This is a genomic window from Saccharibacillus alkalitolerans, from assembly GCF_011090185.1.
Lineage (GTDB): Bacteria > Bacillota > Bacilli > Paenibacillales > Paenibacillaceae > Saccharibacillus > Saccharibacillus alkalitolerans.
Genome location: NZ_JAAFGS010000015.1, coordinates 38,954 through 53,297, shown reverse-complemented (window position 1 = coordinate 53,297; position 14,344 = coordinate 38,954). Strand labels below are relative to the sequence as shown.

Annotated in this window: 16 protein-coding genes; 3 read left to right on the top strand and 13 right to left on the bottom strand. The window is 57.4% G+C overall.

Annotation, left to right across the window (positions count from 1 at the left end):
• Positions 1-200: hypothetical protein (locus GYN08_RS23530; RefSeq protein WP_206023899.1), on the top strand; the 200-nt coding region annotated here is incomplete at its 5' end.
• On the opposite strand, the gene GYN08_RS23010 is transcribed toward GYN08_RS23530, so the two are convergent.
• Positions 195-737 (bottom strand): hypothetical protein, encoded by a 543-nt coding sequence (locus GYN08_RS23010; protein WP_166279991.1) that lies wholly within the window; start codon positions 735-737, stop codon positions 195-197. The two genes, GYN08_RS23530 and GYN08_RS23010, sit on opposite strands and share 6 nt — an antisense overlap.
• Before the next feature lie 106 nt (positions 738-843).
• On the opposite strand from GYN08_RS23010, the gene GYN08_RS23005 reads away from it, so the two are divergent.
• The gene (locus tag GYN08_RS23005) at positions 844-1,443 is read left to right on the top strand and encodes a TetR/AcrR family transcriptional regulator (RefSeq protein WP_166279988.1); all 600 of its coding nucleotides are present in this window, start codon (positions 844-846) and stop codon (positions 1,441-1,443) included.
• 128 nt (positions 1,444-1,571) lie between these two features.
• Here the strand turns inward: GYN08_RS23005 and lysS are convergent, their stop codons facing one another.
• From lysS to cysK, 10 genes are all read right to left on the bottom strand, one after another.
• A complete protein-coding gene (lysS, locus tag GYN08_RS23000) occupies positions 1,572-3,083 on the bottom strand; it encodes a lysine--tRNA ligase (RefSeq protein WP_166279985.1) in 1,512 nt (503 codons plus the stop codon).
• Positions 3,084-3,313: 230 nt separating this feature from the next.
• Positions 3,314-3,790 carry a transcription elongation factor GreA gene (greA, locus tag GYN08_RS22995; protein ID WP_166279982.1) on the bottom strand — a complete coding sequence of 159 codons (477 nt, stop codon included), beginning with the start codon at positions 3,788-3,790 and terminating at the stop codon, positions 3,314-3,316.
• A 482-nt stretch (positions 3,791-4,272) separates the two neighbouring features.
• A complete protein-coding gene (gene dusB / locus GYN08_RS22990) occupies positions 4,273-5,265 on the bottom strand; it encodes a tRNA dihydrouridine synthase DusB (protein ID WP_166279979.1) in 993 nt (330 codons plus the stop codon).
• Positions 5,266-5,384: 119 nt separating this feature from the next.
• The gene (gene folK, locus GYN08_RS22985) at positions 5,385-5,921 is read right to left on the bottom strand and encodes a 2-amino-4-hydroxy-6-hydroxymethyldihydropteridine diphosphokinase (RefSeq protein WP_166279888.1); all 537 of its coding nucleotides are present in this window, start codon (positions 5,919-5,921) and stop codon (positions 5,385-5,387) included.
• A gap of 1 nt (position 5,922) precedes the next feature.
• A complete protein-coding gene (gene folB, locus GYN08_RS22980; RefSeq protein ID WP_166279885.1) occupies positions 5,923-6,294 on the bottom strand; it encodes a dihydroneopterin aldolase in 372 nt (123 codons plus the stop codon).
• 93 nt (positions 6,295-6,387) lie between these two features.
• Positions 6,388-7,257: a dihydropteroate synthase gene (folP, locus tag GYN08_RS22975; protein WP_166279883.1), complete on the bottom strand. Its 870-nt coding sequence runs from the start codon at positions 7,255-7,257 to the stop codon at positions 6,388-6,390.
• Positions 7,254-8,150, bottom strand: coding sequence for an aminotransferase class IV (locus tag GYN08_RS22970; RefSeq protein WP_328803012.1), 897 nt, complete (start codon positions 8,148-8,150; stop codon positions 7,254-7,256). Before GYN08_RS22970 ends, folP begins: the two co-directional genes overlap by 4 nt.
• Positions 8,147-8,734, bottom strand: coding sequence for an aminodeoxychorismate/anthranilate synthase component II (gene pabA, locus GYN08_RS22965; RefSeq protein WP_166279881.1), 588 nt, complete (start codon positions 8,732-8,734; stop codon positions 8,147-8,149). The genes GYN08_RS22970 and pabA overlap by 4 nt, the downstream gene beginning before the upstream one ends.
• Positions 8,731-10,335: an anthranilate synthase component I family protein gene (locus GYN08_RS22960; protein WP_166279997.1), complete on the bottom strand. Its 1,605-nt coding sequence runs from the start codon at positions 10,333-10,335 to the stop codon at positions 8,731-8,733. Before GYN08_RS22960 ends, pabA begins: the two co-directional genes overlap by 4 nt.
• A 249-nt stretch (positions 10,336-10,584) precedes the next feature.
• Complete coding sequence (gene cysK / locus GYN08_RS22955; protein WP_166279878.1) at positions 10,585-11,523, bottom strand: cysteine synthase A; 939 nt, start codon at positions 11,521-11,523, stop codon at positions 10,585-10,587.
• Positions 11,524-11,997: 474 nt separating this feature from the next.
• Between cysK and GYN08_RS22950 the strand changes: the two genes are divergently transcribed.
• The gene (locus GYN08_RS22950; protein ID WP_166279876.1) at positions 11,998-12,150 is read left to right on the top strand and encodes a hypothetical protein; all 153 of its coding nucleotides are present in this window, start codon (positions 11,998-12,000) and stop codon (positions 12,148-12,150) included.
• A 197-nt stretch (positions 12,151-12,347) separates the two neighbouring features.
• On the opposite strand, the gene hslO is transcribed toward GYN08_RS22950, so the two are convergent.
• The gene (gene hslO / locus GYN08_RS22945; protein ID WP_166279873.1) at positions 12,348-13,271 is read right to left on the bottom strand and encodes an Hsp33 family molecular chaperone HslO; all 924 of its coding nucleotides are present in this window, start codon (positions 13,269-13,271) and stop codon (positions 12,348-12,350) included.
• 59 nt (positions 13,272-13,330) lie between these two features.
• The gene (locus tag GYN08_RS22940) at positions 13,331-14,104 is read right to left on the bottom strand and encodes a type III pantothenate kinase (RefSeq protein WP_166279870.1); all 774 of its coding nucleotides are present in this window, start codon (positions 14,102-14,104) and stop codon (positions 13,331-13,333) included.
• Positions 14,105-14,344 lie beyond the last annotated feature (240 nt).

Here is a 14,344-nt window from a genome sequence, read left to right as displayed (position 1 = left end):
GGCTTCTTGCGAAGCGTCTATTTCGATCACTTTTGGACCTGCTCACTCACTCGAACCGCACCGGCGCTCTCTCAAGGCCGTTCCTAGAATATATCATGCTAAGACAATCAATGCAAGCTTTTTTTCACAAAAAAAGAGCAGAACCTAATCTGCTCTTTAATTTACCTCTTCTTTTCCTCTGGCAAGCCGCTCTTTTATAAATCGCGAGCTGCTTTTCGAGGCCATAGGCTGTAGCTGAAGCTGATAAGGAAATCCACGCCGAGTATCAAAGCCCAATATACAATCCACTGCTTTAGCGGTGCTGCCCTGTCGGCGTCGCTGATCAACAGAATCATGATTGCCAGAAGCGCGCTGCCCACCGTCCATGCCAGCAAATGCCGATACCAGCCCTTTCTTTCTGCAGCCGCATGTTCTCGGCCCCTCTTGGGCCCTTTCTTCGGCCGCTCTCCTCCCGCGAATCGGTAAGCCGCTCTCTCATCCGCCCATTTGATCATACGATGCCCGTAGGCGACGGTCGCTCCAATGTATACGGCCGCCAACCCATGCATGAAATTCACTTCCGCTCCGCCGCGAATATCGATCACGGTGGCCGCGAGCAGCACCAGGTCGACGACCGGCGTCAGCAGAAGCAGGAGAGCACCGAGCTTTCTTTGTTTCAACAAATAGCGTGCCGCCAACCCTGCCGCCACCAGCACCCAAAAGCCGACTTCGCATCCTATGATTAACCAACCGATCATTAGGGTCCGCTCCTTTCTCCAATGCAGTTCTTCTTCGAAATTATATTAACACAATTGTATTAAAAAAATCAATGATTACAAAATAGTCGCGTGTTATAATTTAGGCATGCCAAAAATCGTTGATCACGCACAGCAGAAAATCAAAGTCGCCGAAGCCGCCTGGCGGGTCATCCGCCGGTCGGGGATCGAAAACGCCTCGGTACGAAATGTCGCTCAGGAAGCCGGCATTTCTCCCGGGTCGATGCGTCATTACTTTTCCACGCAGGCCGAGCTGTTTTCTTTTTCCATGAATCTGGTGTCGGAACGGGTAAACCAACGCATTCTTAAACTTTCTTTTGAACGCCCGGTGCCTGAAGTCGCCCGGGATCTGCTGCGGGAAATGGTACCCTTAAATGAGGAAAGTCGGTCGGAAATGGAAGTCTGGCTCGCCTTTACGTCCAAATCAATGTCGGAGCCTTCGCTGCGCGATCATGCCGATCGCGTTTACGAAGAGATGAGGCAGGCGATGGCGCGGATCCTTCAAGCCATGGTGGAGTACGAATTCGCTTCCGATAACCTGAATGTCGAGGAAGAAGCCGTGCGGATGCAAACCTATGTCGACGGTATCGCGCTGCACGGATTGCTCTACCCTGACCGCATGCCGCCTTCCCGAATGGAAAAGATGCTGGACGATTATCTCGCCTCTCTCTGCAAAAAGGAAAACTGACCGTCCGCCGAGACGCCTGCCGACCCCCATCCCGCATACCGAGGAGGAAAACAAAAAAGAGAAGGTGCGTACGCACCTTCTCTTTTTGTCTTTATTATAGAGAGAACCTCTTGTCCGTTCGTCTTTTTTTACAGATTCCGCATGTGCGGGAACAGCAGGACGTCGCGGATGGACGGCGCGTTCGTCAGCAGCATGATCAGACGGTCGATACCGATGCCCAGACCGCCGGTAGGCGGCATGCCGAATTCCAGCGCGCGAATAAAGTCTTCGTCCATTTCATGCGCTTCGTCGTTGCCTTGTTCCTTCTCGCGCAGCTGCGCTTCGAAACGCTCCCGCTGATCGATCGGATCGTTCAATTCGCTGAATGCGTTCGCGTGCTCGCGCGCCACGATAAACAATTCGAAGCGATCGGTGAAACGAGGATCCTGATCGTTCTTTTTCGCCAGAGGCGAGATTTCGAGCGGATGTCCCGTTACGAAGGTCGGCTGAATCAGCGTCTCCTCGACGAACTGCTCGAAGAAAGCGTTCAGGATATGACCGAACGTCATATGCTTTTCGACCGGCACCTTGTGCTCTTTTGCCAGCGCATGCGCTTCTTCGTCGGTCATGTGGACGCCGAAGTCCACGCCCGTGACTTCCTTGACGGCGTCGACCATCGATACCCGGCGCCACTGCGGCGCAAGGTCGATCTGCTGACCCTGGTATTCGATCGTTGTCGTGCCCAGCACTTCCTGAGCGATGTGCGCGACCATGTTTTCCACCAGATTCATGATGTCCTTGTAATCGGCGTAAGCTTCATACAGCTCGATCATCGTGAATTCCGGGTTGTGGCGCGTCGAAGTCCCTTCGTTGCGGTAGACGCGGCCGATCTCGTACACCTTCTCCAGACCGCCCACGATCAGGCGCTTCAGATGCAGCTCGATGGCGATCCGCATGTACAGTTCCATGTCGAGCGCGTTGTGGTGCGTGATGAACGGACGCGCCGCCGCCCCGCCCGCGATGGAATGCAGCGTCGGCGTTTCCACTTCGAGATAGCCCAGCGAGTCCAAATAACGGCGCATCGACTGGATGATCTTCGAACGCAGAATGAACGTCTGCTGCACTTCCGGATTCACGATCATGTCGACGTAGCGCTGACGATAGCGCAGCTCAACGTCCTTGAGTCCGTGATATTTGTCCGGAAGCGGCTGCAGCGATTTGGTCAAAACGGTCAGTTCCGCCACTTTGATCGTCGTCTCGCCGGTCTTCGTCTTGAATACCGTTCCGCGGACGCCGACGATATCCCCGAGGTCGAGGATCGAAAACGCGTCGTATTGTTCTTCCGGCACGCTGTCTTTGCGTACATATAATTGAATGCGGCCCGTCAGGTCCTGAATATGCGCGAAGCTTGCTTTGCCCATGGCGCGCTTGGCCATAATGCGGCCGGCCAGACGCACTTCGATCGCTTTCTCTTCCAGTTCGTCCTTATCCATCGTATCGTACTTGGCCATGATGCCGGCCGCCGTCTCGTCGCGTTCAAACTTGGCGCCGAACGGGTCGATGCCGAGCTCTTTCAATTCACCCAGTTTCTCCCGGCGTACCTTGAGCAGTTCGCTCAGTTCGACTTCCTGGTTTTCCTGGTTCGTATTTTCTTCAGACACGTATGTTTCAGCTCCTGTCCTTAGCGATCGCCCGCATGGCTGCCGCCGCGCTGGCTCCGCTTATCGTCAACCTATATTATCGTTCCAAATCGTCCGGTTCGTCAACCGCGAAAGCCGCTGCGTTGTTCCGTCATCCGTTCCGAACCGACGAAGACAAAAAAAGTTCCCGCCAACCTTCCGGCGTTGATCCGGAACAGCGGCGGGAAGCTCTGAAGCCTTCAGGCATCCGATTATTTTTTGATGTCGAGAATTTGGTATTGAAGGACGCCGGCCGGAACGTTCACGTCGACCGTCGAACCTTTTGCTTTGCCGATCAGCGCCATGCCGACCGGGCTCTCGTTGGAAATGCGGTTCTCGAGCGGATTGGATTCCGCCGAACCGACGATCGTGTATTCCATTTCGTCGCCGAATTCCAAATCTTTGACCTGTACGGTCGAGCCTACGCTCACCACGTCGGTGCCGATCTCGTCGGCGTTGATGATCCGCGCGTTGCGCAGCATTTTCTCCAGCGTAATGATTCGGCCTTCAATGAAGGCTTGTTCGTTCTTGGCATCTTCGTATTCGGAGTTCTCGCTGATATCCCCGTAGCCGATTGCTACTTTAATACGCTCCGCGACTTCGCGGCGTTTTACGGATTTCAGGTTTTCCAGCTCGTCTTCCAGCTTCTTCAGCCCGTCCTGGGTGAGAATGACCTCTTTATCGCTCATCTGTACCGATTCTCCTGTCATGTGAATAGTAGATTTTCGCACTCTCACATCCGGTTAATTACGAAATCCCTGTAAAGACGGCAACGGCAAAATAGAAACGACCACGCCCTTAAAGCAATAGACATGTTCCGCTTCTCGCTTAAGAAATATAGTCACGGGGCAGCCGGAGCCAAAGCCGTTATATCTCCAAGAACGTCGATACCCGGCGCGTAGACCGTACGATAAAGTCGTAGCGTTCAACGTGCGGCGCACCGTTCGCGTCTATCAAATGCCGAATCCAGGCAAAGCGTGAATATTCCGTATTTTGGAATTTATGCTGCTGAGGCGAATTTTATACTGACAAATTATAGGGGAAGCCTTGCGAAAAGTCAATGCGTTTCCCTGCTCAATTGTAACCGTTTTACCGGGAAGAAAAAGAGCCGTTTCCGGCCCTTCCGTCGAAAAAACGCGGGTTTTGCCTAATTATGTTCCACGGGGAGCAATCAGGCTTCCGCGGACGCCAGCTGCGGCAGATTGGCGATGTAATCCTCCAGAAGGCTGACCATTTCGTTTCGGCTCGTGCCCTCCATGATACTGTCCTTAATCCGGGCCGAACCTTTCAGCCCTTTGAGATACCAGGCCAAATGCTTGCGCATCTCGCGCACGGCGACGCCTTCGCCCCTCAAGGCGATCAAGCGATCCATATGCAGAACGGCGATACGGATTTTTTCCTCCGGTTCCGGGTCGCCGAGCAGTTCTCCGGTCTCCAGGTAGTGGATGGTGCTGTAGAGCATCCAGGGATTGCCCAGCGCGCCGCGGCCGATCATGACCCCGTCGCAGCCGGTCGTATCCAGCATGCGCTTGGCGTCTTCCGGCGTCGCCACATCCCCATTGCCGATAACCGGAATTTTGACGGACTCCTTCGCCAGCTTGATCCAGCTCCAGTCGGCATGTCCGGTATAAAGCTGCTCGCGCGTACGGCCGTGAACGCTGATCGCGCTTGCTCCGGCCGCTTCGGCCGCCTTGGCGTTCTGCTCGATAAAGATATGCTCGCTGTCCCATCCGATTCGCATCTTGACCGTCACCGGCTTCTGCACGGAGGCGGTCACGGCGCTCACCATCTCGTAAATCTTGTCGGGATTAAGCAGCCAGCGGGCGCCGGCATCGCACTTGGTTACCTTCGGCACCGGACAGCCCATGTTGATGTCGATAATGTCGGCGTTGGTTTCCTGGTCGACAACTTTCGCCGCTTCGACAAGCGATTCTCGGTTGCCGCCGAAAATTTGCAGACTGAGCGGTTTTTCGCGTTCGTCGACGAACAACATTTCGCGCGTGCGTTTGTTGCCGTGCAGGATCGCCTTGTCGCTGACCATCTCCGCGCAGACGAGTCCCGTTCCGAACTCCTTCGCGATCAGGCGGAAAGCGGGATTGCAGACGCCGGCCATCGGAGCCAGCACGACGCGGTTTTTCATTTCGATATTGCCGATCTTCAGCATGGGGAATCACCTCTTTGATGTAAAAAAACAATGCGCAGACGCGGGAACCCGCGGCTGCGCGGACTTATACGACCGGCGAAACGCGAAGCGCCTTTAGGCGCTATCCGGCGGAAAGTTTCTTAGGGGAACGGCGGCCCGCCGAAGCGGACGATTCCGGAGGCTTCGCCGAGTTCCATCAGCGAATCGTCGACCAATCGGCGCAGACCCGAAGGCTCGTCCTGCGGTACGACATCGTCGAGCGGCACCAGCACGAAGAACCGCTCATGCATGCGCGGGTGCGGAAGGATCAGCTCTTCGCTGGTAATCGTCAGGCCGTCCATCCAGAGCAGATCCAAATCGGCGGTCCGCGGTCCGTAACGGATATCGCGTACCCGTCCCAGGCTGTTTTCCACCGACTGCATGACTTCGAGCAGTTGATGAGGCGCCAGCGAAGTGCCCAGCACGGCGGCCATATTCAAAAACGGCGGCTGGTCGGCATAACCGACCGGGTCGGTCTCGTATAAGTCCGAAGCGCGAAGCACGTCGATCTCCGGATATTCGCTCAGCATCCGCAGCGCTTCCCGCAGCGTCTCCTCGCGCCGGCCGAGATTGGCCCCCAAAGCAATATAAGCCTCTGATCGCTCAGAGGTCAAATTTCGGATCGTGTCCTTTTTCATGTCAGAAGTCTCTCTTTCGGCTCCGACGAATCTCTACCGTAACGCCTTCAAAATGGATATCGAACGGAGGATGCGGCTTGGTGACCTTCACGGTCGCCGCTTCCACCCTAGTATACGTGCGGAGCACGGCGGATGCAATACGTTCGGCGAGCGTCTCGATCAGCTGAACCGACTCTCCTTCCACCACGCTTTTGACCGTCTCATGCACTTCCGCATAGTTGACGGCCTGCTCCAAATCGTCGGTCAGCCCGGCAGCAGACAGATCAAGCTCGAGTTCCAACCCTACGTAAAACCGCTGGCCCAGACGCCGTTCTTCTTCGAACACGCCGTGGCGTCCATAGTATTCCATGCGGGAAATGATCATTTTGTCCATGGGCTTACCGCCTTTTCCTGAATAGTTTGCCGAGCGCTCGGCAAATCGGATACCGCGGCACTCTCTTCGTCCGCCGCGGTATTCGACGCCTTTTTATGTAAGAAGAGCTTCGTAGGAACGACCGGGTTCGGCATACAGCATCGCATCGCACATGGCCACGGTCCGCTTGACGGAAGCCACGTCGTGCACGCGCACGATTTGGCAGCCTTCGGCGATGCCGAACGCGACGGTAGCGGCGGTCCCTTCCACCACGTCGTTTACCGGCAGATCGAGTACCTCGCGGATAAACCGTTTGCGCGACGTGCCGAGCAGCACCGGAAAACCGAGTTCGACAAGTCGGCCGAGCTGTGTCATCAGACGCAGATTTTCTTCCCCGTTCTTGGCGAAACCGATGCCCGGATCGAGAATGATGTTCGAGTCTCTGACGCCTGCGGCGCGGGCAATCTGCACGCTTTCCATCAAGTCCGCCGCCACGTCTGCAAGCAGATCCGAATAATTCGTATCGGGACGATTATGCGTCAAAATAACGGGACAGCCGGCTTCCGCCGCCACCTGCGCCATCCGCGTATCGGCCTTGCATCCCCATACGTCGTTGATAAGATGCGCTCCGGCTGCCAGCGATTGGCGGGCGACTTCGGCTTTGTAAGTATCGACGGACAGAGGGACATGCGGCAGCTCGCGCCGCAGCGCCTCGATCACCGGCAGAATGCGCGACAGCTCTTCGTCCAGCGAAACGGGGTCGGCCCCCGGCCGCGTCGATTCGCCTCCGACGTCGATCAAGTCGGCTCCGGCCAATACCATCTCGCGGGCATGGCGGACCGCCGCGTCCACATCGACATAGCGGCCTCCATCGGAGAAAGAATCGGGCGTCGTATTCAGAATTCCCATGATGCGTGTGGCACGGCCCAGATCCAGACGGACGTCGTCCCAGGCGTAATGCCGGATATGAAGGGTTGGCTTCATGTTCGGTTCCCCGTTTCTTTCGTATAGTGGCGGTACTCTTCCGTCAACCGGACGGTCAGCGGGCCGGGGCGGCCGCGGCCGACAACCTTTTCCGCTCCGTCTCCATGCCGCAAAACGCGCACCGGCACGATGCCCTGCACCGAACCGGTCAAAAAGATCTCGTCGGCAGCATTCAGATCCGCAATCGTATAAAAGCCTTCTTTCGCTTCAATCCCGGCTTGCGCCGCCAGCTCCAGCACAAATTGGCGGGTGATACCCGGCAGAATCCCGGTACCGATGGCCGGCGTATACAGCGTGCCGCCGGCGGCGAAAAACAGGTTGCTGACAATCCCTTCGGCCGCGAAGCCTTCGCGGGTCAGCATCAGCCCTTCGGCACCTTCGGCTCCGGGAATGCCGTCCAGCTCGCGGCGTCCCAAAATACCGTTCATGTAATGAAGGGACTTCAGCCGCTCCGCCCCTTCGGGCGTATTGCGGGGAGTCTTCAGCACCTGAAGCGTTCGCCCTTCGGCGTACCAGGCCGTCGGCGGTTCCGGCAGCGCCTTGACGTAGACAATGCGGCAGGGATGCTCATAATGCCGACCCGACGGCAGGCCCAGCCCGCCTTCGCCCGCCGTTAACGTCAAACGGATATACGCGTCCGCAAGACCGTTTGCGTTCAGCAGGGCACCTACCTCCGCGCGAAGAGCGGCATGATCGGGACTCCAGGCGATCCCGAGTTCGTCCGCCCCCCTTTTCATCCGCGCCAAGTGGCGCTCGAACAAAAACGGTTCGCCGCCGTACGTGCGGAACGTCTCGAACAGACCCATGCCGTACATCAGGCCGTGATCCATGACGGACACCGAGGCGGCTGCCGCGTCGACGACTCGGCCGTTCAAGCCGATATAACCGCTCACGGGCTTACCGCCGTTTCCGGGCTTCGGTTCAGGAATCGGGCCAGCATCCGGTGTCCATGCTCCGTCACGATCGACTCCGGATGGAATTGAACGCCTTCGATCGGATAATCCCGATGCCGAAGGCCCATAATTTCGCCTTCGGCCGTCCAAGCCGTCACTTCCAGGCAGTCCGGCAGGCTCTCCTTCTCCACGATCAGGGAATGATAGCGGGCCGCGATGAACGGCGAGGGCAGCCCTTCGAATACGGAGTGTCCGTCATGCAGGACCGGCGACGTCTTGCCGTGCATCAGCCGCTCCGCGCGCACGACGCGGCCGCCGAATGCCTGCCCGATCGCTTGGTGGCCGAGACAAACTCCCAGAATCGGAATCTCGCCCTTGAACGAATGGATCACATCAAGCGTGATTCCCGCTTCGTTGGGCGTGCAGGGTCCCGGCGAAAGCAAAATATGATCCGGCGAAAGCTCCCGAATGCCCTCCGGGCCGATCTCGTCGTTGCGGCGCACGATCACCTCTTCGCCGAGTTCTCCCAAGTATTGAACGAGGTTATAAGTGAACGAATCATAGTTGTCGATGACCAGAATCAAAAGGCGGTTCCCTCCTCGGCTTGGGCGGCACGCTCCGCGCACCAGACGGCGCGGCTTACGGATCTCGCTTTGTTGTGGCATTCGCGATATTCCCGGTACGGTTCCGAATCGATCACGATGCCCGCTCCGGCCTGCATATGACCCATGCCGCCTTGAACGACAAGGGTGCGAATAATAATATTTAATTCCATATTGCCGTTATAGTCAATCCAACCCATAGAGCCGGTATAAGGCCCACGGCGCACCGGCTCCAGCTCCTCGACGATCTGCATCGTGCGCACTTTCGGGGCGCCGGTGATCGTTCCGCCCGGAAACACGCCGGCGATCACGTCGAATGCCGTTTTTCCCGGCGCAAGATCCGCTTCCACCTGAGAAACGAGGTGCATAACATGCGAGTAGCGTTCGATCGTCATCAGTTCCGGCACCGTGACGGACCCGTAAGCGGCCACGCGTCCCAAATCGTTGCGCTGAAGATCGACCAGCATAATATGCTCGGCGCGTTCCTTGTCGCTGCCGGTCAGTTCCTCGGCCATGCGCCGGTCCTCCTCGTCGTTCGTCCCGCGCCGCCGGGTGCCGGCAATCGGGCGGGCAGCCAATCGGCCGCCCTCCAGCCGTACCAGCAGTTCGGGCGAACCGGATACGATCTGAAAATCCGGGAAACGCAGGAACCCCATATACGGCGAGGGATTCACGATTCTCATCCATTCATAGATTTCTTCCGGCGAGGCGGACAGCTTTCGCTGTTTGCGCAGCGACAAGTTAACCTGAAAAACATCGCCGCTGCGGATATATTCCTGAATGCGCAGCACGGCGTCTTGGAAAGCTTCCCGTTCGAATACCGTATCGAATCCGTCCACGTCGTTTCGTCCGGCCGTATGCCGTTCCGCTTCCGCGGCAATTTCGTTTCGGCGTTCCTCGCTCCACGGCAGCTCCGATTCTTCGAAGCGGCGCCAGCGTTCCAACATTCGCCGCGCTTCCCGGGCCGATTCTTCGTAGGCGGAAATCAACGCCCTCTCGGCTTCCGCTTCCCGAGCAGTCCTAGGCTCCGCTCCGCCTTCCGGCTCCCGCAGGGTGTCGGCCGGTACGGATACGCAAATATACACCGCGTCCTCTTCATGATCCAGCACCCACAGCTGCCTCAGCCGCATAAAGGCGTAATCCGGAAGGCCGTCCTGCGCCAGATCGTCTTCGGCCAGTTCCGGCAGCTTCTCCAGCGAGCGCGCGACGTCGTAAGCCAGAAAGCCCACCGCGCCGCCGCAAAATTTCGGCGTTCCCGGTACCCGAGGCGCGCGGTGCGGCTCCATCCAGCCGCGAATGATGTCGAGCGGAGAGCCGTACACGTCGGCATCTCCCGCCAATCCTCGACCGCAATCGGTGACAACCGCTTCGTTCCCCTGCCCCCGCAGAACCGACTCGGCTTGAAGACCGAAGAACGTATATCGGCCTTCTTTGCCGCTCTCCAGCACGAAGGCGTAAGGCGAAGCTTCGCTCCAAGCCTTCTGCCAGGACTCCGGCCGCCTCTCCAACTTGTTGCGCATAACGTAAGGGAGACGGGTATATCCGCGCCCTGCCCATTCCGTCCACTGCGTAAGGGATGTCATGATTTCGTTCAAGCTTTCCGCACTCCTTCGGCCCGCATGTTTAAAAATGATCGGATTCGATTTTGTCCATTATACGATGAAGGTGCGATACCGCGGTAGCCAAAACCAAAAAGCGGGCCGAGTCCCTTCGTCTTCAAAATCCGGTTTCTTCGCAAAAAGCCCCCGCGGCCGATGCGGTTGCACGGGGCGGGGGCTTGCTTAGACTTCTATCTCATCAATCCTGTGGGCCCGAAAGCCCGCCGACGAAAATTAAGCTTCGAAGTTGTACAGCGGCGTGCTGAGGTAACGTTCTCCGTTGCTCGGTACGACGACGACAATCCGTTTGCCCTTGCCAAGTTCCTTCGCGACTTTAAGAGCGGCGAAGATGGCCGCACCCGACGAAATGCCGGACAGAATGCCTTCTTCTTTTGCCACGTTGCGGGCCGTTTCGAAAGCTTCGTCGTTCTCGACGTGAATGATTTCGTTATAAATATTCTGATTGAGAATATCCGGGACGAAGTTCGCGCCGATCCCTTGAATTTTGTGCGGACCCGGTTTGCCGCCGGCCAGAATCGGAGAAGCCGCAGGCTCGACCGCATAGATCTTCACTTCCGGGAAGCTGGCTTTCAGCACTTCGCCGGCGCCCGAGATCGTGCCGCCCGTACCGATGCCTGCGATAAACGCGTCCAGCGTTCCGCCGATCGACTGAATCGCTTCGACGATTTCCGGTCCGGTCGTCTCGCGGTGAATTTTCACGTTAGCTTCGTTCTTGAACTGTTCGGCCATGAAGTAATCCGGATTTTGCTGCAGCAGCTCTTCCGCCTTGCGGACCGCTCCGTTCATGCCTTCCGCTCCCGGCGTCAGCACCAGCTCCGCTCCGTAAGCGCGCAGCAGGTTGCGGCGTTCCAAGCTCATCGTTTCCGGCATGACGATAACGGCTTTGTATCCTTTCGCAGCCGCTACCATGGCCAGGCCGATCCCCGTATTGCCGCTCGTCGCTTCGATGATCGTGCCGCCCGGTTTCAGGCGTCCGTCCGCTTCGGCCGCTTCCACCATGCTGATGGCGATCCGATCCTTGACGCTCGCGCCCGGATTCTGGTATTCCAATTTCACGTAGATTTCCGCACTGTCTTCCGGTACGATCCGGTTCAGGCGGACAAGCGGCGTATCTCCGATCAGATCCGTAATACTGTTAACGACTTTGGCCATGGTAAATCCTCCTCCGTAATAGGTAAACTTGGATACATTCGACACCTGCCCGCGCGCTGCGAACAGCCGCTTGGCAGAGGCGCCGTTTATGCAAAAGCGGTTCCGGTTCTGCATGCCCGGGGCCCGCCCGATCAGCCGAGTGACGTTCCGCAGCCGGTGAGGCGACGCCGCCGACTTAATCCGAGTAGAAAAGTAGGTTTTTAACTCCCTTTATCTTAGCAAATCCCCGGGGCTCATGTCAACGAACACTCCGAGGCTCCCAAAGCGTCCGGACTTCTCTAAAGCTTATCGTTCAATGAGCGTTTCGTATTCCGAACAGCGGGTAATTTTCGAATAAGCTCGATTCAACGCTCAACCCGAAACGAAGCCGCGAAGAAACGGCGTGTCCAAGCGTCCGGTTTGTTCGCGAAGCCTGTTCGTTTCGAGGCCGGGCGACTTTGCACTTATCCGTACAATCATAAGGAGGACGACAGCATGAAACGGAAAAACACGCTTCTTGGAGTTGCCGTTGGTCTGGGAGCCGCTTATCTTCTTCGGAATAAGGACTCGCGCGGCAAGCTGATGACTCAGCTTCAATCGATGGGACGCAGCAAACAAGACAAGAACAGTGCCAGCACCGTTATCTGACGGTCGATCCCGCTTCTACCGAAGCGAGGCAGAAAAAATAAATCGCAAAAAGCCGTTCCCCGGGAGGAACGGCTTTTTGCGTTTGTTTATCTATGATCGAAAAGGAACTCTCCATGCAAATCCGGGTTCCGCGACGCGCTCGCAGCGGTCCGATATCCGTTCCCGCCGTATGTCGGGGCATCGGGGTCGTCCGGCGATTATCTGCGGGTCTGTTCCAAAATTTGTTCCAGATCTTCCCGCTCGAATTGATAGGTTTCGTTGCAGAAATGGCAGACGACCTCGGCTACGCCCTGATCGTCGATAATGCCCTGAATTTCCTCGGAGCCGAGGCTGATCAGGGTCCGTTCGACCCGTTCGCGCGAGCATTCGCAGCGGAATACGACATCCAGCGACTCCTGGATATTCACGTCCGGCAGTACCCATTTGATCAGCTCTTCCGGCGACAAGCCTTGATCGATCAGTGCCGACACCGGCGGCAGCGTCGAGATCGCTCGTTCGATCGCGTCGATCTCTTCGTCCGACAGACCCGGCAGCAGCTGCACGATCAATCCGCCTGCGCTGATAACCGAATTGTCCGGCGCCACCAGCACGCCGATTCCGACGGCCGAAGGCGTCTGTTCGGATGCCGCGAAATAGTAGGTGAAGTCTTCGCCGAGTTCGCCCGAGACGATCGGCACGCTTCCGCGGTACGGCTCTTTCAAGCCAAGGTCCTTGGTCACGTACAAAAAGCCCTCGGTACCCACGGCGCCGGCCACGTCGAGCTTGCCCATCGCATTGCTCGGCAGGTGAACGTGCGGATGATCGACGTAACCCCGAACTTCACCTTTGGCATTGGCGTCGGCAACGATTTGCCCGAGCGGTCCGCTGCCTTTGACCTGAATAGTCAGCTTCTCCTCGCCTTTCAGCATGGCTCCCATCATGGCAGCGGTAGTCAGCGTGCGTCCCAGCGCTGCCGTTGCCGTCGGAAACGTATCGTGCCGGCGGCGGAGTTCCTCCACCAAATTCGTGCTGCGTACCGCGAATGCGCGGACTTTGCCTCCGAGCGCCGTACCTCGGACAAGATAGTCGCGCTCTTCCGGGTTTTCGGACCCGCCGTTATGCGTATGCTCCAGATTTTCCATCTGCAGTCTCCTCCATTCCAGCCGCCTGGCGGCATATAAGTTGGTTATAAACGATTATTTCATTTGGCAAAACGATTGCGCTCATAAATCAAACGCAGTCCTTCCAACGTCAGCATCGGATTGACCTCCCGGACCGAATCGGTCTCGGCGCAGATCAACGGGGCCAAGCCGCCCGTCGCCACAACCTTCGGCTCCGTATCCATCTCCTGTCGAATACGTTTGACGATGCCGTCCACCTGTCCCGCGTAACCGTAGATGATGCCGGCCTGCATGGCATGAACGGTGTTGCGCCCGATCACCTTTTTCGGCTTCTCCAGCTCGATTCTCGGCAGCTTCGATGCCCGCTGATACAGCGCTTCGGTCGAGATTCCTATGCCCGGAACGATCGCTCCCCCAAGATAATTGCCCTGCGCATCGATGCAGTCGAACGTGGTTGCCGTACCGAAGTCCACGACGACGAGCGGACCGCCGTACAGCTCGACAGCCGCAACCGCGTTGACGATCCGATCCGCTCCGATCTCCCTCGGGTTTTCGTAGCGCAGATTCAACCCCGTCTTGATGCCCGGACCGACGACCAGCGGCGTCTTCTTCAAATAGGTGCGGCACATCTGCTCGATTACGCCGACGATCGGCGGAACGACGGAAGAAATCATGACCCCTTCGATCTTGTCCGCATCCACGCCCGACATTCGGAACAGGTTATAAATCATTACCCCGTATTCGTCGCTCGTCGCCTGCCGGCTGGTGCTGATCCGAAAATGATGCAGCAGCTCGGTGCCTTCGTACACGCCGAGCACAATATTGGTATTGCCGATATCCACTACAAGAATCACGCCGTCGTTCTCCCCCTCTGCATTCGTTCGAAGCCCAAAAGAAAAACGGCAAGCCGAACGAATCGGCCGGACGGACCGCTAAGCCGCCCTGTCCGTTTGACCGCCTTCTGCATTGTACCATTATCCCGAAAAGCGGGCACTATCCCTTCCGCCGAACTCCCGCACACGAAAAGACCGGAAAACGAGGGTTCGTTTTCCGGTCTTGCTTGCGTTGAACCTGGCTTGAGAAAAGGTCGTGCA

What these genes read in the sequence shown, in the direction of transcription:
- GYN08_RS23010 (WP_166279991.1), bottom strand. Translation starts at nt 737, where the DNA reads ATGATCGGTTGGTTAATCATAGGATGCGAAGTCGGCTTTTGGGTGCTG.
- GYN08_RS23005 (WP_166279988.1), top strand. Translation starts at nt 844, where the DNA reads ATGCCAAAAATCGTTGATCACGCACAGCAGAAAATCAAAGTCGCCGAA.
- greA (WP_166279982.1), bottom strand. Translation starts at nt 3,790, where the DNA reads ATGAGCGATAAAGAGGTCATTCTCACCCAGGACGGGCTGAAGAAGCTG.
- dusB (WP_166279979.1), bottom strand. Translation starts at nt 5,265, where the DNA reads ATGCTGAAGATCGGCAATATCGAAATGAAAAACCGCGTCGTGCTGGCT.
- folK (WP_166279888.1), bottom strand. Translation starts at nt 5,921, where the DNA reads ATGAAAAAGGACACGATCCGAAATTTGACCTCTGAGCGATCAGAGGCT.
- folB (WP_166279885.1), bottom strand. Translation starts at nt 6,294, where the DNA reads ATGGACAAAATGATCATTTCCCGCATGGAATACTATGGACGCCACGGC.
- folP (WP_166279883.1), bottom strand. Translation starts at nt 7,257, where the DNA reads ATGAAGCCAACCCTTCATATCCGGCATTACGCCTGGGACGACGTCCGT.
- GYN08_RS22960 (WP_166279997.1), bottom strand. Translation starts at nt 10,335, where the DNA reads ATGACATCCCTTACGCAGTGGACGGAATGGGCAGGGCGCGGATATACC.
- cysK (WP_166279878.1), bottom strand. Translation starts at nt 11,523, where the DNA reads ATGGCCAAAGTCGTTAACAGTATTACGGATCTGATCGGAGATACGCCG.
- GYN08_RS22950 (WP_166279876.1), top strand. Translation starts at nt 11,998, where the DNA reads ATGAAACGGAAAAACACGCTTCTTGGAGTTGCCGTTGGTCTGGGAGCC.
- hslO (WP_166279873.1), bottom strand. Translation starts at nt 13,271, where the DNA reads ATGGAAAATCTGGAGCATACGCATAACGGCGGGTCCGAAAACCCGGAA.